Consider the following 17,372-nt stretch of genomic DNA (forward strand, 5'->3'; position numbering starts at 1 on the left):
CGACCAGAGGATTCACGAATGACAGCTCCCCGCTATGACGTTCTTGGAATTGGCAATGCAATCGTCGATGTCATTGCCCGCGCCGAGGACGATTTTCTGATCAAGCAAAACATGCAGAAGGGGGGCATGGCCCTGATCGACGAGGCGCGCGCGGCCGCGATCTATGACGCCATGGGCCCGGCGACGGAGAGTTCGGGCGGCTCTGCTGCCAACACGATTGCCGGCGTCGCGAGTTTCGGCGGGCGCGCCGCCTTCGTCGGCAAGGTGCGCGATGACGTGCTCGGGACGGTGTTCGCGCATGACATTCGTGCGCTCGGGGTTGGCTTCGATACGCCGCGTGCGAATGACGGGCCGTCCACGGCGCGCTGCTACATCATGGTGACGCCGGACGGCGAGCGGACCATGAACACCTATCTCGGCGCCGCCCAGAACCTCTCGCCGGACGATATCGACCCGAAGCTGATCGGGGATGCCGCCATCACCTATCTCGAAGGTTATCTGTGGGATCCGCCGCAAGCCAAGGAGGCGTTTCGCAAGGCGGCGAAAGCGGCGCACGACGCCGGTCGCAAGGTGGCGTTGACCCTGTCGGACGCCTTCTGCGTTGGCCGCTATCGCGATGAATTCCTGAAGCTGATGCGCGACCGCACCGTCGATCTCGTGTTTGCCAATGAGGCCGAGCTGAAAAGCCTTTACGAAACCGCGGATTTCGATACCGGCATTGCTGCCTTGAAGAACGACGTGGCGCTCGCGGTCGTCACCCGCAGCGAGAAGGGCTGCGTGGTCGTGAGCAAGGACAACACATTGGCGGTGCCTGCGGCCCCGATCGAAAAGCTTGTCGATACCACCGGCGCCGGAGATTTGTTCGCGGCGGGCTTCCTGTTCGGTCTTGCGAACGGGCGCGATCATGCCGCCTGCGGCAAGCTTGCGGCCCTCGCTGCGGCTGAGGTGATCCAGCATATCGGGGCACGTCCGGCAGTATCGCTGAAAGCGCTTGCCCAGGAGAATGGGCTGCTCTGAACGTCGAAGGGGCGCTGGCTCGCGCCGGCGCCCCTTATGAGAGACAATCGTCGCGGCAGGCTCAGGATTGCCAGGCGAAGGCAACCTTATCCAGCACGCGGGTGCCGAACCGCTCGGACGAGCGAGCCACGGCGCGTCCGCCAAGCGCACGATAGAATTCCACCGCCGGCTCGTTGTCGGACAGCGCCCAGATCACAAGGCTCTTCAGTCCGCTTTGCGCAAGATCGCGGCGCGCGGCCGTGAACAGCCTGCGGCCAAAGCCAAGTCCCTGAAATTCAGGCTTGAGATAAAGTTCGTAAATCTCGCCCTCGTAATACAGGCTGCGAGCGCGGTTGCGACCGTAATTGGCGTAGCCGGCGATCGTATCGCCGAACTGCATCAGCGCGATGCGGCTGCCCTTGCGGATCGCCGAATGCCACCAATCCGGGCCACGGCGATTGATCAGCTTCTCGAGTTCGGGGCCGGGAATGACGCCCCGATAAGCTGCGCGCCACGCCTCGTCATGAGCGACCGCGACGTCGGAAGCGTCGGACGGCCGGGCACGTCGAATCTCGATCAGGGTCGTACTCATGCCGCCATATGAGCAAGCAGCGAGTCGGCGTTCAAGCCCCAAGATTAATGATCGGTAAAGGTGTGGATTTTTTGCACCGGTCGGGCCCGTAAAATTGGAACGGCCCCAACCAGCCCTGCTCACGAAGGTCTGATTTTATTGGAGTTTTTAGATGTGTTGTCCGGCCTGTCCCATCACAGGACACGGACTGTGTCACACTGTTTCGGCTTCCTTGCGGCGCTCTTCCTTCTTGCGATCGTTCGGATCGAGCAGCTTCTTGCGCAGGCGGATCGATTTCGGCGTGACCTCAACCAGTTCGTCGTCCTGGATGTATGCGAGCGCCTTTTCCAGCGTCATGCGTATCGGAGGCGTCAGCCGCACCGCCTCGTCTTTCGAGGTTGTGCGGATGTTGGTGAGCTGCTTGCCCTTGAGCACGTTGATCTCAAGATCGTTGTCGCGCGTATGCTCGCCGACGATCATGCCGCGATAAACCTTCCAGCCCGGCTCGATCATCATCGGGCCGCGATCCTCGAGTTTCCACATCGCGTAGGCGACCGCCTCGCCCTGTTCGCTTGAGATCAGCACGCCATTGCGGCGGCCCATGACCTCGCCCTTGTAGGGCGCGTAGGAATGGAACAGGCGGTTCATCACGGCGGTGCCGCGCGTATCGGTGAGGAGCTCGCCCTGATACCCGATCAGGCCGCGCGTCGGTGCATGGAATACCAGCCGCAGGCGGCCGCCGCCGGACGGCTTCATCTCCAGGAGATCGGCCTTGCGCTCGGCCATCTTCTGCACGACGACGCCGGAATGCTCCTCGTCGACGTCGATCACCACTTCCTCGATCGGCTCGGTGAGCGTGCCGTTCTCGTCGCGCTTCAGCAGCACTTTCGGCCGCGACACCGAAAGCTCGAAGCCTTCGCGGCGCATCGTCTCGATGAGGATGCCAAGTTGCAATTCGCCGCGACCGGCGACCTCCATCGAGTCCTTCTCGTCGGATTCGGAAACACGCAACGCGACATTGCCTTCGGCTTCGCGCAGCAGGCGATCGCGGATCATGCGACTTGTGACCTTCGTGCCCTCGGTGCCGGCGAGGGGCGAGTCATTGACGCGGAACGTCATCGCAAGCGTCGGCGGATCGATCGGCTGTGCGGGGAGGGGGGTGTCCACCTCCGGAGCGCAGATGGTGTGGGCAACGGTCGCCTCGGGCAGGCCCGCGATCGAAACGATGTCGCCGGCCTCGGCCTCGTCGAGCGGTGTCCGTTCGAGACCGCGGAACGCAAGCACCTTGGAGATGCGGCCTTCCTCGATCACTTTCCCGTCGCGATCCAGCACCTTCGCCATCTGGTTCGGCTTGACGGTACCCGAGGTGATGCGCCCGGTGATGATGCGGCCGAGATACGGGTTCGACTCCATGATCGTTCCGAGCATCCGGAACGGGCCCTCTTCGATCTTCGGCTCCGGGACATGCCGTAGGACGAGGTCGAAGAGCGGCTTCATGCCCTCATCTTTCGGGCCGTCCTCGGCGAAATTCATCCAGCCTTCCTTCGCCGAGCCGTAGAGGATGGGGAAGTCGAGCTGCTCGTCGGTTGCGTCCAGCGCCGCGAACAGATCGAAAACCTCGTTGATGACCTGGTTCGCGCGTGCGTCCGGACGATCGACCTTGTTGATGGCGACGATCGGCTTGAGGCCCATCTTCAGCGCCTTGCCGACAACGAACTTCGTTTGCGGCAGGGGGCCTTCAGCGGCATCGACAAGAACGATCGCGCCATCGACCATGTTCAGAATGCGTTCGACCTCGCCGCCGAAATCGGCGTGGCCCGGCGTGTCGACGATGTTGATGCGGACGTCGTTCCAGACGATGGACGTGGCCTTGGCGAGGATCGTGATGCCGCGTTCCTTTTCCAGGTCGTTGGAATCCATCGCGCGTTCGGCGACGCGCTGATTGTCCCGGAACGTCCCGGATTGCTGCAGCAGGCGGTCGACCAGCGTGGTCTTGCCATGGTCGACATGCGCGATGATCGCGACGTTGCGGAGTTTCATGCAATGGTGTCCAGAATCAAAAACGCGGGCCAAAGGACGCTTATCGGAGCGCTCCGCCGGGCCCGCTTATTGCGGCGCAATATAGTCAGGAACGCTCGCGAGGCAACCGACGATTCCGGCGGTATCGAGATTGGGCAGGATGGACGGCAACCCAGCGAATCGCGCCTGAAGGCGGGCAGAACCGATCAGTTCCGCGTTACGCCGTACCGGCCGGGCGGCTCCAGGGTCCGCGCGGGGCTGCGTTGCCGCCCAGACTGAAGCCCTTCGGCATCGCCTGGCTGACCATCATCAATTCGCCGAGCGTTTCGGTGGTAATCAGCCCGACAAGGCGGCCATCCGGCTCGATCACCGCCACCGCAGGCACCGAGCGCTCCTGCAAGAGCTTCACCGCTTCCTCGAGCGGGCGGCGGCGATCGATGGAAACCACATCGGTGGTCATCGCTTCGCTGACGCGGGCCTCCGGGCCGAACTCCTTGAGAGCGCGAATGATATCGGAGCGCGTGAGGAGGCCCGCAGGCCGGCTTGCGCCATCAACCACCGGAAATTCGCTCTGGCTGGTTTGCAGCAGCACCTGCACCGCGTCCTCGATCAGCGAATCCGGCCGCAGCGTCGCGAGCTGTGTCATGGTCGCGGTGACCACCGGCACGCCGCGCGAGACCGCACGCAACGCAACCATATGCGCCTCGGAGGACGCTGCGAGATAAACGAAGATCGCAATGAAGATCAGGATCGGATTGTAGAACAGCCCGAGAAAGCCGAGCAGAAACGCCGCAAATTGTCCGATCGAGGCGGCAATCTCGGTTGCGCGCACGAAGCCGAGCCGCGCGCTCAAGGCCGCGCGCAGCACGCGGCCGCCATCCATCGGAAAGGCCGGGATCAAATTGAAGATGGCGAGGAACAGGTTCACAGCCGCGAGCTTGTCCACCATCGGGATCTTGGTGTTGTCGAGTCCGGCGAAGGCGGCGTTGGAACTGACATCGGCGCCGCCGATGGTGAGGAGGAGCCCTGCGATCACGATATTGACCAGCGGACCTGCGATCGCGATCAGGAATTCCTCCATCGGTTTTTCCGGAATGCGCTCGAGCCGAGCCACGCCGCCGATCGGCAGCAGCACCACGTCAGGCGTGACCACGCCGAAGATGCGGGCGGTGAAGATGTGGCCGAATTCGTGCAGCAACACGCAGAGAAAGACGAGAAGGATGAAGATGACGCTTGTCCAGGCGGCGCTCGACCCGCCGGATGCGTAGGTCGCGCCGAAAATCCAGACCAGGAACAGGAGGAAGGTGATGTGGATTCGGACCGCGGTCCCGGCGATCGATCCGATGGTGACAGACCAGCCCATGCTTGCCTCGCGACCCAGCCGCTTCGATCGGCCCCTGAAAGAAGCTAATATCGAATCAAGGCTTGTTGAAGGGCATTGGTTTCTCCGCTCATGGCCAAGCAGGGGCGGACATCCGGACCTTGCGCGCTGGGGCCCCCGCCTGCGCAGGGACGAGCGGACGAAGTGGAGGATATGCAATGGCCGAAAAGCTTACCGGCGAGGCGCGCAAGGCGGCGCTCGCAACGATCCCCGGCTGGACCGAGCTGATGGAGCGCGACGCGATCTTCCGCAAATTCGTATTCAAGGACTTCAATGAAGCCTTCGGCTTCATGACCCGGATCGCGCTGATCGCGGAGAAGCGCGATCACCATCCGGAATGGTTTAACGTCTACAAGACCGTCGAGGTGACGCTTGCGACGCACGATGCAGGCGGCGTCACCGAGAAAGACATCGCGCTGGCACAGGCGATGGACAGGCTGGCGGGGTAATTTTGTTTCTTCACCTCTCACCGCTTGCGGGAGAGGTCGACCGAACGAGCGAAGCAAATAAGGCCGGGTGAGGGGGACTTTCAACGGTTGAGACTTCGCGAAGCCCCCTCACCCGGCTCGCATCTTCGATGCTCCCTCTCCCCGCAAGCGGAGAGAGGAAAGCAGCCTCAGCTATACATCACCTGCACGTTGGTGTTTTCGAACAGGCCTTCCTCGCCGAATTCCACGCCGATGCCGGAGCCCTTCACGCCGCCAAAGGGTGCGTTGGGCTGGATCGCGCCGTGCTTGTTGATCCAGACCGTACCGCACTGGAGCTGCGCGCCGATCTCGCGCGCCCTGTCGATATTCTTCGACCAGACCGAGCCGCCGAGGCCGTTCGGATTGTCGTTGGCGCGCACGATCACCTCGTCGATGTCGGAATAGCGGATGATCGGCAGGGCCGGTCCAAACTGTTCCTCGTCGACCAGCGGATTGCCGTTGTCGAGCCCGCCGATCAGCGTGACCGGATAGAACAGGCTGCCCTTCTGCGGCTCTCCGCCCATCAGCACCTTGCCGCCGGCCTGTTTCGCCGCTTCGACGAGGCGCGCGACCTTGTCGTACTGCATCCGGTTCTGCACCGGGCCGAGCTGCGAGTCATCCTTCAGGCCGTCACCCATCGGGATGGTTTTGGCGAAATCGACCAGCGCCGCGCAGACTTCGTCATAGACGTCGTCATGCACATAGAGCCGCTTCAGCGCCGCGCAGGTCTGGCCGTTATTGATGAAGCCGCCCCAGAACAGCCCCGGCGCGATCCCACGCGGATCGACATCCGGCAGCACGACGCCCGCGTCGTTGCCGCCGAGTTCGAGCGTGAGACGCTTGAGCGTATTCGCCGCGCTCGACATCACCTTCCTGCCGGTCGACGCCGAGCCGGTGAACACGATCTTGCCGATCCCGTCATGGGCCGACATCGCAGCGCCGATAGAGTCCTCGCCGGCAATGCCGTTGACGACGCCCGCCGGCAGCACCTCGTTCATCAGCTCGATCATGCGCAAGGTGGAGAGTGGCGTGTAGGGCGACGGCTTGTTGACCACCGTATTGCCGGCGCGGATTGCCGGGATGATGTGCCAGATCGCGATCAGCACCGGCCAGTTCCACGGCGTGATCGAACCGACCACGCCGATCGGCCGGCGATGCAGCTCGATGCGGCCTTCGTTGTTGTCCTGGATCACCTTCACCGGAATATCGAGATCGGCGGTGTAATGCGCCCAGGCGCCGGCGCCGCCCATTTCGAACCGCGAGCCAAGCCCGTTCAGCGGCTTGCCCTGTTCGAGCGTGATCAGGCGTGCGATCTCTTCGGCATGATCGCTGAGCTTCTGCGCGACCGCGTGACAAAGCGCCTTGCGCTCGTCATGCGAGGTCTTCGACCAGGATGCAAAGGCGGTCTGCGCGGCATCGACGGCGGCATCAAGATCGGCGGGCGTCGCCTTGGGGGCAAGGCCGACAACTGCGCCGGTCGAGGGGTTGCGGACCTCGAAGTGATCCTGCGTCGGGACGGATTTGCCGCCGATGGTGAGACTGTAGCGGGTCGTTTCCTGCACGTGACGTTATCCTTTTGAGTTATTGTTCCGGCGCGAAGTGGACGATGGTCGCGCCCTTGGGCGAGTAATTCGGCACGTCCGCCGCCACCTTCTGACCCATCTCGGATTGCATCGCCTGGCCCATGGCCTGCGGCGAGTCGAAGAACGCCTGGAAGATGCAGAACGGTGCGTTTTCGGCCGGACCCACCGCCGCGGGATAGGCGTAATGGCAGGACTTCAACCCCGGCAGCTGCTTGGCCAGCGGGATATGAACCTCCTTGTAGTATTTTTTGAAATGCGCCTCGTCGTCGGGACGCGGATAGAGAACAGTGAGGCAGTGCATCTGGGTGTTTTCCTTTCAGTGCCGAAGCGCGGATGAATTGAATGCGCTCGCGATCATGCCCTGACGCGGCGAAGACGGGCATCCAGAATGCTTTATCCTGGGGTGCCGCGCCTGCGCGGGGTAGCGGAATTAATCGCGTTCGCTCAATATCGTCCTACGCCGCCGCGGTCGCGGCGGGCGCCGATGATACACGATTGAGCCAGGCGTGAATGCGCTGCGGTGACGCAATGCGATCCCACTGGCGTTCCGGATAGTTGAAATTCTCGGTAAACTCGTCGGCCAGCGCCTTGTTCTGGCTCATCGTGCCGATCAACGCACCCAACGCTTCGGATGGCGGCTGCAGCATCAGGTTGGTCCAGCGCGAAGCGGCGAGCACGCGGTCCTGCCGGCGCATGTCGACCTTCTCGCAGAACCGCGAGTCAAGCGCGTCGGCGTTGACGATTTCCTCGCCCAGCACGAAAGCCGCATACGAGGCCATGTTCGCGCCCTGGCCCATCATCGGGTCGACCACCGAATGCAGATCGCCGAGCGCAATCGCGCATTTGCCGCCGTCGAATTGCACGACGGTGTTGCGCACCGTCGGCACCACGCCCCCCTGCAGGAGATCCTGCGGCTGCGCGAGGTCGAAGGTTGCGGTGTCGATGCGGTCGTAGGTGGTGGGGTGATGCTTCTCCAGCTTGCCGAGCAGCACCTGCAGAAAGCGCTTGCGGTCCTGTTCGTAATTCAGCGTGGCGAGCTCCTCGAGATCGCCGCCCGGCACGTTCTCCATCAGCAGCGCGTTGGCGATACCGTCGAAGGTCAGTGTCGGGATCACGATCATCTCGCCATGACCCGGCGAAACCGAAAGCGTGACGTTCATCGGGTTGGGCTGCCGTACGCCCTTGTAGAGGCCGACGCAGAGGCGGCGCTGCGGCTGTGTGAACGGCGAGTGTTCGGGCCGATACGAGAACAGATCGCCGAGCGCGCCCTTGCCGGTGGAGACCACGAGCAGGTCGAACCGGTTCACCAGGGCGGGGATGTCGCCTTCCTCGATCTTGCGAATTTCGATCTTGCCGCCGCGGCGTTCGAAATCGTTCATCAGCGTCGGCAGATAGATGCGGTAATCGACGGCGCGGCTTGGCTTGGTGAAGTCGCCGCGGAAACGCAGCGGCTGCGGGAAGTTGAAGACGTGGTCGTGGTAGTAATAGAACAGCTTCGGATCGTCCCAGTGATGGATGCCGAGCTCGTGTTCGCGCGCAATGGTCACGTAATGATGCGCGACGGTATTGAGCAGACGTGAATTGCGATAATCCTCCGCCGGCCGGTCGGTGATGATGGTCGCATCGACCCCGTGCTTCTGCAGATACAACGCGAGATGAAGGCCGCCGACGCCGGCGCCGACAATTCCGATCGAGCGCTTCACAATAACCCTCCCATATTCAGATTTTTGATTGTTGTGGCCAAGTTTACGGCAGCGCCGGGCCTTCCGTATACGGAATGAACAGAATAAGATTTATTCCGGATGGGAATTATCGGCGATGGATCGGATCGACTGCCTGAAGGCTTTCGTCAGGGCGATGGAGGGCGGCAGCTTCTCCGCGGCAGCAAAGGAATTGGGCCTTGGCCAGCCGGCGGTGAGCAAGCGCATCGCGCTTCTCGAAGCGGAATTCGGATCGCAATTGTTCATGCGCACCACGCGCAAGCTCACACCGACCCGTGAGGCACACCGGGTCTATGATCTCGCGCGTCAGGTGCTCGACACCTTTGAGGCGGCGCGCGCCAGCATCCGCGAAGCGCCGGCGCGCCCGGCCGGCACCTTGCGCATCAGCGTGCCGTCGTCTTTCGGTCGGCATTACCTGATGCCCCTGGTGCGCGACTATGCGCGCCATTATCCCGACGTGAAACTCGATCTGCGCTTCGACGAGCGCACGATCAATCTGGTCGAGGAGGGGATCGAACTTGCGCTGCGCATCGGCCAGCTCGAATCAAGCTCGCTGATGGCGCGGCGCATCGGTACGGTGCGCCGTTATCTCGTGGCGACGCCTGCTTATCTGCGAGAGCATGGCGCGCCCCGCAATCCTGACGATCTGCACGATCATCAATGCATCGCCTATGCACGGCTGGCGCCGGCCAATCAATGGACGTTCGAGTCCGACGATGGCCGGCATGTGGTGACGATATCCGGTCCGGTGATGGTCGACGACGCCGATGCGATGAAGGAGGCGGTGTTGCAGCATCTCGGCATCGCTATCGTGCCGGCCTGGTGCGCAGCGGAGAGCATCCGGCGCGGGCAGATGAAGGCACTCTTGCCGGATTACACGGTCTCGTCGCTGCCGTTACATGTGGTTTATCCGGAGACGCACTGGATGTCGGCGCGGGCCCGCAGCTTTCTGGATTTCATCGCCGCACGGTCGGAGCTGTTCAACGGCTAGGCCGCAGCCTTGTCCGGAAACCGGCTCTTCAGGTCCGCCTTCACAATGCGGAGAATCTCGCGCGCAAGGTCCGGATCGTCGACTGAGCGCGCCAGCACCAGCGCTCCGACCATTTCCGAAAAGACTGCAATGGACGCAGCGCGGCGGCGGCTGCGCAAAGCGGCCGGGAGAAGTCCTGCGAGAATGCCGGTGAGCGAACGGAAGCCGTCTGCGAAAGCCCGTCTCACATCGCCGCTGCGACGTGAGCCCTCCGGGGCCAGCGCCGCGAACATGCAGGCCGGACCGGGCTCCGCAAGCTTTGCCTCGTCGAGATAGCGGTCGATCAAAGCCGCGAAGGGCTTGTCGGCATCGCCGGTGATCGATGTCCAGGCTGCACCGGAGCGCGCGAGGGCGTGCTGCACCGCCAGAGACACGAGATCGTCCTTCGACTTGAAATGCCCGTAGAAGCCGCCATGCGTCAGCCCGGCGGCGGTCATCAATTCGGCGACGCTGATGCCGTCGAAACCCTTCTGGCGGAACAGCCGGCTCGCGGCGTCGATGATGCGTTCGTGATTGGCTTCGGCTTCCTCGCGGCTGACCTTCATTCGCTTTCCTCCCGGCGCGGGTTGACTTTTTATATGACATGTAACATGAATAGGCAACTTAAATGATGTTTATCATATAACAGCACCGGCGCGAAGCCGGCTTTGCCGGAGGTCCTGCCATGTTCGCCTCGCGTTTCGTGCCGGTCATGGCACGCTGGAACATCCATTACGGCTGGGTGGTGGTCGGAGCGACGTTCCTCACCATGCTGGTGACCGCTGGCGCGCTCGGGGCGCCGGGCGTGTTGATGGTGCCTTTGCAAAAGGAATTCGGCTGGGATGCCGCGCAGATTTCGTCCGCGCTCGCGATCCGCTTCGTCCTGTTCGGAGCGCTGGCGCCATTTGCGGCGGCTCTTCTCAATCATTTCGGTTTGCGCCGCATGGCCTCCGGCGCGCTGGTGGTGATCGCGGCAGCCCTCTTGCTTTCGCTCGGGATGACGCAGATCTGGCAGCTCGTGCTGCTGTGGGGCCTGCTGCTTGGCGTGGCGACCGGCATCACCGCCATGGTTCTCGGCGCAACGGTCGCGACGCGGTGGTTCACGCAGCAGCGCGGACTCGCCGTCGGCATCCTGTCGGCGAGTTCGGCATCGGGCCAGCTCTTGTTCCTGCCGGCGCTGGCCAGCATCACCGATCATCACGGCTGGCGCATCACGCTCGTGGTGGTCGCGCTGGCGCTCGTGGTGACGGCTGTCGTCGCGGTGGTGTTTCTGGTCGATCGCCCGTCCGATGTCGGATTGCCGCCCTATGGCGACAGCAAGGTGGCACCGCCCGTCGTCGAGAAGCCCAGCCTTTGGCTGGTAATGAAGGACCCGATCCTTGTTCTGGCCGATGCAGCGAAGGTACCGGTCTTCTGGATCCTGTTCGCAACCTTTTTCATCTGCGGCGCGTCCACGGTCGGACTCATCCAGACGCATTTCATCGCGATGTGCGGCGATTTCGGAATCGTTCCGGTGGGCGCCGCCGCCGTGCTCGCCGCAATGGGCGCGTTCGATTTCCTTGGGACCGTCGGCTCGGGCTGGCTCTCGGATCGCCTCGACAATCGCTGGCTGCTGTTCTGGTATTACGGTCTGCGCGGGCTTTCGCTGGTCTTTCTGCCGTTCACGTCGTTCTCGTTCTACGCGCTGTCGCTGTTTGCGATCTTCTACGGCCTCGACTGGCTGGCGACGGTGCCGCCGACCGTGCGGCTGACGGTCGAACGGTTCGGGCGCGAGCGCGCCAACATCGTGTTCGGCTGGGTATTCGCGGGGCATCAGCTTGGCGCGGCCGCCGCGGCATTGGGCGGCGGGATGAGCCGGACGCTGCTCGCGAGCTATTTGCCGGCCTTCTTCATCGCCGGCGCATTGTGCCTCGTCGCTGCGGCTTTGGTGCTGCTCATCCGCAAGGACGCCCCCGGCGCGGTGGCGCCGCCGCATCCGGTCCCGGCCGAATAACGGCGGACCGCAAGCGGTTGCGACGGCCCGCACCAGGGGCCATTTATGGGGGGCGCCGCCATGTTGGGGAGCTTGCCATGTCCCGCACCCGCGAGATTGACGCGTTCCTGAAAGCCGCCGCCGACGAGCGGACGGTGCGGGCCGGATTTTGGCCGAAGCTGGCCAGGCTGGCCGGCAAGCTGCCCTTCGCCGAGGATCTGCTGGCCGCCTATTACTGCGCCTTCGACCAAAACACGCCGAGCCAGGTGCGCTTTATCCTATTGGGCGCGCTCGCCTATTTCGTGATGCCGATCGATGTGGTGCCGGACCTGCTGCCGCTGTTCGGCTTTGCCGATGACGCCGCGATCCTCGCCGCTGCGCTCAAGGCCGTGTCGGACGCCATCCGCCCTGAGCACAGGGAAGCCGCGCGCCGGGCGCTGGCGGATTAGCGCTTGGGGGCTCTCTGCGGATCGCCTCGGCTTCTAGTCTTTTGCCAGGCGAGAGCTGCTCTTTCGTGACGAGAAATTCACACGGTGCCGTGAACGACGATCTCGTCCGCTGAGGCTTTGAACCGGATCGGGGCGGGGCGCGACTGATGTGCAGGACGCGATAACCGCATCCGGTCACACAGGAGAGAAACCCATGTTCCGCAAGACCATCCTCGGCCTCGCCGCTGGTGCCGCCCTCGTCACTGCCGCTCTCGCGCCGACCGCCGCTTCCGCCCACTATTATGGCGGCTATGGCTACAAGTCCTACTACAAGCCGTACTACGGTTACTCGTACAAGTGCTACGACTGCGGTTACAAGCCTTACTACGGCTACCGCTCGTACTACGGCGGTTACGGCTACTAAATCGCTCTTCGGGCTCACCTGTGTGACCCGGCGCCGTTCACGGCAGCCAACCCGGTCTCCGCAAGGAGGCCGGGTTTCGCGTTTCCGGCACGAATTACGGCTTCAAAATCGCCTTGCCCATGATCTTGCGCGCGGCGATGTCCTTCAGCGCCTGCGCCGTCTCGCTCAGCGGATAGACCGCGTGCACATGCGCTGACAATTTCCCCTGGGCGCACCATTCGACGATCTGGCTCATGTTGCGCGCTTGCGCCTGCGGGTCGCGATTGACGAACACCCCCCAATGCACGCCGACGACGTCGCAGCCTTTCAGCAGCACGAGGTTCAGTGGGATTTTCGGTATCTCGCCGGCGGCGAAACCGATCACGAGATAGCGGCCCTCCCATGCCATCGCCCGCAAGGCAGGCTCGGCATATTTGTCGCCCACGGGATCGTAGATCACGTCGATGCCATGCGTGCCGCCGAGCCGCTTCAGCTCGGCGCGCAGATCGTTCGCGGTGTAATTGATCGTCTCGTCGGCGCCGTGCTTTTTCGCGAACGCGCATTTCTCGTCCGATGAGGCACAGGCAATCACCCGGGCGCCCATCAGCTTGCCGATCTCGATCGCCGCAAGCCCCGTCCCGCCGGCGGCGCCGAGGACAGCCAGCGTCTCCCCCGGTTGCAGCTTGGCCCGATCCTTAAGGGCGTGGAACGTGGTGCCATAGGTGACGGAGAGTCCTGCCGCGCGTTCGAGGTCGAGATTGTCCGGCACCTTCACCAGACGGTCGGCTTTCTGCACGTAGAATTCCCGCGCCGCGCCATAGGCAGAGTAACTCATCACCCGGTCGCCGACCTTGAAGTCCGTGACACCCGGTCCCGTGGCATGAACGGTTCCGGCGAATTCGGCTGCTGGCGAGAATGGGAAATCCGGCTTGACCTGATATTTGCCGGCGATCAGCAGCGTATCGAAAAAGTTCAGAGCCGCCGCGGCGACCTTCACCACCACTTCGCCGTCGCCCGGCTTCGGCTCCGGCAGGTCGGCGAGTTCGAGGTCATCGGGCCCGCCATAGCGGCGGCAAAGGATGGCTTTCATGGACCGGCCTTTCGCGGACTGCGACCAATGTGCACAGCGGGCATAGTCGGGCCCGTCGTGCCATGACATCGCCGATTTTCACTTATTATTACAAACGCTCGCTTGTGCTAGGCCCCTTGCGCCCGTGGCAATGTGCTAGCCTTTTGTCGCCAACTCCGAAACGTCCGGGTTCCGCGATGCGCTGTCTCTCTCGCCTTGGTGTCCTGAGCTTGCCGGCCACGCTGATGCTGCTGCTGGCCGGTGGTGCATTCGAATCGGCCAAAGCGCAGTCGGCCGCCCAGCTGATCGCCGAATTCGGCGATTGGGGCGCCTATACGGCCGCGCCGGGCGGCAAGAAGATCTGCTTCGCTCTCGCCAAGCCCGCCTCGTCCGAGACCAGTCCGCCGAATCGCCCGCGCGACCCGGCTTGGCTGTTCGTGTCCACCCGTCCAGCCGAAAAGGTGCGTGAAGAGGTTTCGGTGATCTTCGGTTATCCGCTGAAGGCGAACAGCGACGCCACGGTGGAAATCGGCTCGACCAATTTCGCCATGTATACGCAGAATGACGGAGCCTGGGTGAAGAACGCCGCCGAGGAGGCGCGCCTTGTAGAGGCAATGCGCAAGGGCACCGAAATCACCGTGAAAGGCGAATCCAGCCGCGGCACCAGGACCATCGACAAGTTCTCGCTGAAGGGAGTCGTCCAGGCGCTGGACCGCGCTGCGCAGGAGTGCAGGTAAGGCTGGCGAATAAGGCCCCCGGCCCGATTTTCGGACTCTCTTCCCCCTCCACGGGGGAGGTAAGCGTCTCTCAACGCGGTCATTGCCGGGCTTGACCCGGCAATCCATCATTGAGAAATGGCCTTTTGGGTCTATATCCTCGCCAGCAGGCCCGGCGGGACGATCTGTGTCGGCGTGACCAACGACTTGGTGCGCCGAACCTATGAACACCGAAACGGCTTGGTTGAGGGCTTCACGCGGCGATACGGCGTGAAGCGTTTGGTCCATTTCGAGCATTACGACGATCCGGCCACGGCCATTCAGCGTGAAAAGAACATCAAGCATTGGTCGCGAGAATGGAAGATCGATCTCATTGTTGCGTCGAACCCGGAATGGCGTGATCTGTATGATGACGTTGCATCGTGACGAAGAGGATGGATGCCCGGGTCAAGCCCGGGCATGACGGAAATGACCATAGCGCCCGCAATCGCCCCGCTCGAAAAGACCCCGCTCGAGGTCTATGTCGCGCCCGACAAGCCCTCGCTGATCGGGGCGTCGCGCGCGCAGCTTGCCGACATGCTCGGCGGCATCGGCGTCCCGGAGCGCGAGCGCAAGATGCGCGCGCAGCAGATCTGGCACTGGCTCTATGTGCGCGGGGCGCAGGATTTCTCGGTGATGACCTCCATCTCCAAGGAGGTGCGCGGCGCACTGGAACAGCATTTCACGCTGGATCGGCCCGAAGTCGTCACCGAACAGGTGTCGGCCGACGGCACCCGCAAGTGGCTGTTGAAACTCGCCAGCGAGACGCCGGGCGAGCGACCGCATCTGATCGAGACGGTCTACATCCCGGAAAGCGATCGCGGCACGCTCTGCGTATCGAGCCAGGTCGGCTGCACGTTGAATTGTTCGTTCTGCCATACCGGCACGCAGCGCCTCGTGCGCAACCTCACCGCCGGCGAGATCGTCGGCCAGATCATGGTCGCGCGCGACCGGCTCGGCGATTTCCTTGGGCAAACCCGCGCCACAGGTCCCGGCCTGCCGACGGAGGGCGAGCGCTGCGTCTCCAACATCGTCATGATGGGGATGGGCGAGCCGCTCTACAATTTCGAGAATGTGCGCGATGCGCTGCTCGTCACCATGGACGGTGACGGTCTGTCGCTGTCGAAGCGGCGCATCACGCTGTCCACTTCCGGTGTCGTGCCGAATATCGCGCGGACCGGCGCCGAGATCGGCTGCTCGCTCGCCATCTCGCTGCATGCGGTGCGGGACGACCTGCGCAATGTCCTGGTGCCGCTGAACCGCAAATACCCGATCAAGGAGCTGCTGCAGGCCTGCCGCGACTATCCGGGCGCATCCAATGCGCGGCGCATCACCTTCGAATATGTGATGCTCAAGGGCGTCAATGACTCGCTCGCCGAGGCGAAAGAACTTGTGCGCCTCCTCAAGGGTATTCCGGCGAAGATCAATCTGATCCCGTTCAATCCTTGGCCCGGCTCGCAATATGAATGCTCCGACTGGGAGCAGATCGAGAAGTTCTCGGAAGTGGTATTCAACGCCGGCTATGCCTCGCCGGTGCGTACTCCGCGCGGCCGCGACATTCTCGCCGCCTGCGGCCAGCTCAAGAGCGAGACCGAGAAGCTTTCGGCGCGCGAGCGTATGTCGCTCCGCGCCATGGCGATGACGGATTAGCTTTTTTTCCTTCCTTCACTTCCCCCTGAAAGGGGGAGGTCGACTTGCGAGGCAAGCCGGGTGGGGGTCGTCTTGCCTCTTACGACATTCTTGTGCTGACCCCCTCCCCAGCCCTCTTTCAGGGGAGGGAGTGACTATTGCCCGTCAAGACGTGGATGGCCTGGTCAAGTCCGGCCATGACGGTTCATTTGGGCCCGATCTTGCATTAGACAGGGTGAGATTCGGGGGCCACACATGTTCATCACCCGTTTTTTCGTCATTCTCTTCTCGCTGATCTTCGCCCTTGTCGCCGCCGGCATCGCGCTGGCCATCGGCATCATGGCACCCGAACTCGTGAGCATGAGCTCCGACCCGATCGAGAAATTCGCATTCTTTGCGGTGGCGTTCTTCGCCACGAGCTTTGCCGGCATGACGGCTTTCGTCCCGGCGGCCGTTCTGATCGCGATCGCCGAGACCTTCAATATCCGCTCGATCTTCTATTACGCGATCGGCGGCGGGCTGATCGGTGCGGTGGCGTGGTACATGTCCGACATTTCGCTGCAGCTTGAAAACACCACCGATCTGTCTCCGGTCACCTACGGACTGCAGCTGGTCGCCGCCTCCGGCATCATCGGCGGGTTCGTCTATTGGCTGCTCGCGGGCCGCAAGGCGGGGCGCTGGAAAGACCCATACGCCGCGACGTGACCGCGCGTGGACGCGCTTCTTGCGATCAAGCTCGTCTACACCGCCTTCATGGTGGTGCTGATCCCGGTTTACCTGCGGCAATACGGCCCGACCAACTTTCTGTATTTCTGCGATCTCGCGCTCCTGTTCACGCTCGCCGGGCTGTGGCTCGACAGCCCGCTCCTGATTTCGATGAGCGCGGTCGGATTGCTGCTGCCGCAGACGCTGTGGGTCGTCGATTTCATCTTCAATCTGTTCGGGCGCAAAACCACGGGTCTCACCGATTACATGTTCGACAGCGACCGCTCGCTGTTCCTGCGCGGTCTGTCGCTGTTCCACGGCTGGTTGCCGTTTCTGCTCGTCTATCTCGTCTGGCAGATGGGCTATGACAGCCGCGCCTTCGTCGCATGGACCATCGTGTCCTGCATCGTGCTGCCCATCTGTTATTTCTGGATGCCGCCAGCGCAGCCCGATCCCGGCCTGACGCCCGTCAACATCAACCTCGTCTGGGGATTTGACGACCGCAAGCCGCAAACCTTCATGTCACCGAATGCGTGGTTTGCGATGTTGTTCTTCGGCCTGCCGGTCGCGATCTATTGGCCGACGCATCTGTTGCTGATGGCGCTGTTCAAGCCGGCATAATGGGCGCGGTTGCCGCGCAATGCGGCGCATGTTGTGGCGCCCT

19 protein-coding genes are annotated in these 17,372 nt (G+C 62.9%); 11 read left to right on the forward strand and 8 right to left on the reverse strand.

Going from position 1 to position 17,372, the window contains the following annotated elements; genetic code table 11:
- Nucleotides 1-18: 18 nt before the first annotated feature.
- Nucleotides 19-1,017: an adenosine kinase gene (locus VN004_RS19855; RefSeq protein WP_325613845.1), complete on the forward strand. Its 999-nt coding sequence runs from the start codon at nucleotides 19-21 to the stop codon at nucleotides 1,015-1,017.
- A 61-nt stretch (nucleotides 1,018-1,078) separates the two neighbouring features.
- Here the strand turns inward: VN004_RS19855 and VN004_RS19860 are convergent, their stop codons facing one another.
- From VN004_RS19860 to VN004_RS19870, 3 genes are all read right to left on the reverse strand, one after another.
- Nucleotides 1,079-1,588 (reverse strand): GNAT family N-acetyltransferase, encoded by a 510-nt coding sequence (locus VN004_RS19860; RefSeq protein ID WP_325613847.1) that lies wholly within the window; start codon nucleotides 1,586-1,588, stop codon nucleotides 1,079-1,081.
- Nucleotides 1,589-1,780: 192 nt separating this feature from the next.
- Complete coding sequence (gene typA / locus VN004_RS19865; RefSeq protein ID WP_325613849.1) at nucleotides 1,781-3,607, reverse strand: translational GTPase TypA; 1,827 nt, start codon at nucleotides 3,605-3,607, stop codon at nucleotides 1,781-1,783.
- Between the two features lie 196 nt (nucleotides 3,608-3,803).
- Entirely contained in the window at nucleotides 3,804-4,949 is a 1,146-nt protein-coding gene (locus tag VN004_RS19870; RefSeq protein WP_325613853.1) for a site-2 protease family protein, read from the reverse strand.
- A 176-nt stretch (nucleotides 4,950-5,125) separates the two neighbouring features.
- Here VN004_RS19870 and VN004_RS19875 point away from each other — a divergent pair, with 176 nt between their 5' ends.
- Nucleotides 5,126-5,416, forward strand: coding sequence for a 4a-hydroxytetrahydrobiopterin dehydratase (locus VN004_RS19875; protein ID WP_325613854.1), 291 nt, complete (start codon nucleotides 5,126-5,128; stop codon nucleotides 5,414-5,416).
- A 167-nt stretch (nucleotides 5,417-5,583) separates the two neighbouring features.
- Here VN004_RS19875 and VN004_RS19880 read toward each other — a convergent pair whose 3' ends face one another.
- The 3 genes from VN004_RS19880 to styA all read right to left on the reverse strand — a co-directional run bounded on the left by VN004_RS19880 (nucleotide 5,584) and on the right by styA (nucleotide 8,720).
- Complete coding sequence (locus VN004_RS19880) at nucleotides 5,584-6,996, reverse strand: aldehyde dehydrogenase family protein (protein WP_325613856.1); 1,413 nt, start codon at nucleotides 6,994-6,996, stop codon at nucleotides 5,584-5,586.
- A gap of 19 nt (nucleotides 6,997-7,015) precedes the next feature.
- Nucleotides 7,016-7,318, reverse strand: a complete 303-nt coding sequence (locus VN004_RS19885) for an EthD family reductase (protein WP_325613858.1) — start codon at nucleotides 7,316-7,318, stop codon at nucleotides 7,016-7,018.
- 154 nt (nucleotides 7,319-7,472) lie between these two features.
- Complete coding sequence (styA, locus tag VN004_RS19890; RefSeq protein WP_325613860.1) at nucleotides 7,473-8,720, reverse strand: styrene monooxygenase subunit StyA; 1,248 nt, start codon at nucleotides 8,718-8,720, stop codon at nucleotides 7,473-7,475.
- A 115-nt stretch (nucleotides 8,721-8,835) separates the two neighbouring features.
- Between styA and VN004_RS19895 the strand changes: the two genes are divergently transcribed.
- Entirely contained in the window at nucleotides 8,836-9,729 is an 894-nt protein-coding gene (locus VN004_RS19895) for a LysR family transcriptional regulator (RefSeq protein WP_325613862.1), read from the forward strand.
- On the opposite strand, the gene VN004_RS19900 is transcribed toward VN004_RS19895, so the two are convergent.
- Nucleotides 9,726-10,313 (reverse strand): TetR/AcrR family transcriptional regulator, encoded by a 588-nt coding sequence (locus VN004_RS19900; RefSeq protein WP_325613864.1) that lies wholly within the window; start codon nucleotides 10,311-10,313, stop codon nucleotides 9,726-9,728. The genes VN004_RS19895 and VN004_RS19900 overlap by 4 nt on opposite strands.
- A gap of 119 nt (nucleotides 10,314-10,432) precedes the next feature.
- On the opposite strand from VN004_RS19900, the gene VN004_RS19905 reads away from it, so the two are divergent.
- The 3 genes from VN004_RS19905 (at nucleotide 10,433) to VN004_RS19915 (ending at nucleotide 12,571) form a co-directional block, all read left to right on the forward strand.
- On the forward strand, nucleotides 10,433-11,740 hold the full coding sequence (locus tag VN004_RS19905) for an MFS transporter (RefSeq protein WP_325613866.1): 1,308 nt from the start codon (nucleotides 10,433-10,435) through the stop codon (nucleotides 11,738-11,740).
- A gap of 77 nt (nucleotides 11,741-11,817) precedes the next feature.
- The gene (locus VN004_RS19910; protein ID WP_325613868.1) at nucleotides 11,818-12,168 is read left to right on the forward strand and encodes a YkvA family protein; all 351 of its coding nucleotides are present in this window, start codon (nucleotides 11,818-11,820) and stop codon (nucleotides 12,166-12,168) included.
- Nucleotides 12,169-12,361: 193 nt separating this feature from the next.
- A complete protein-coding gene (locus VN004_RS19915; RefSeq protein WP_325613872.1) occupies nucleotides 12,362-12,571 on the forward strand; it encodes a hypothetical protein in 210 nt (69 codons plus the stop codon).
- Between the two features lie 94 nt (nucleotides 12,572-12,665).
- Here VN004_RS19915 and VN004_RS19920 read toward each other — a convergent pair whose 3' ends face one another.
- Entirely contained in the window at nucleotides 12,666-13,640 is a 975-nt protein-coding gene (locus VN004_RS19920) for an NADPH:quinone oxidoreductase family protein (protein WP_325613875.1), read from the reverse strand.
- A 176-nt stretch (nucleotides 13,641-13,816) separates the two neighbouring features.
- On the opposite strand from VN004_RS19920, the gene VN004_RS19925 reads away from it, so the two are divergent.
- From VN004_RS19925 to VN004_RS19945, 5 genes are all read left to right on the forward strand, one after another.
- Nucleotides 13,817-14,356: an invasion associated locus B family protein gene (locus tag VN004_RS19925; RefSeq protein WP_414710365.1), complete on the forward strand. Its 540-nt coding sequence runs from the start codon at nucleotides 13,817-13,819 to the stop codon at nucleotides 14,354-14,356.
- 117 nt (nucleotides 14,357-14,473) lie between these two features.
- Nucleotides 14,474-14,761 carry a GIY-YIG nuclease family protein gene (locus tag VN004_RS19930; protein ID WP_325613877.1) on the forward strand — a complete coding sequence of 96 codons (288 nt, stop codon included), beginning with the start codon at nucleotides 14,474-14,476 and terminating at the stop codon, nucleotides 14,759-14,761.
- Nucleotides 14,762-14,803: 42 nt separating this feature from the next.
- Entirely contained in the window at nucleotides 14,804-16,024 is a 1,221-nt protein-coding gene (gene rlmN, locus VN004_RS19935) for a 23S rRNA (adenine(2503)-C(2))-methyltransferase RlmN (protein ID WP_325613881.1), read from the forward strand.
- 234 nt (nucleotides 16,025-16,258) lie between these two features.
- Nucleotides 16,259-16,708, forward strand: a complete 450-nt coding sequence (locus VN004_RS19940; RefSeq protein ID WP_325613885.1) for a hypothetical protein — start codon at nucleotides 16,259-16,261, stop codon at nucleotides 16,706-16,708.
- Between the two features lie 6 nt (nucleotides 16,709-16,714).
- A complete protein-coding gene (locus tag VN004_RS19945) occupies nucleotides 16,715-17,329 on the forward strand; it encodes a hypothetical protein (protein WP_325613887.1) in 615 nt (204 codons plus the stop codon).
- Nucleotides 17,330-17,372 lie beyond the last annotated feature (43 nt).

The sequence above is a fragment of the Pseudorhodoplanes sp. genome, assembly GCF_035565855.1.
Classification (GTDB): domain Bacteria; phylum Pseudomonadota; class Alphaproteobacteria; order Rhizobiales; family Xanthobacteraceae; genus Pseudorhodoplanes.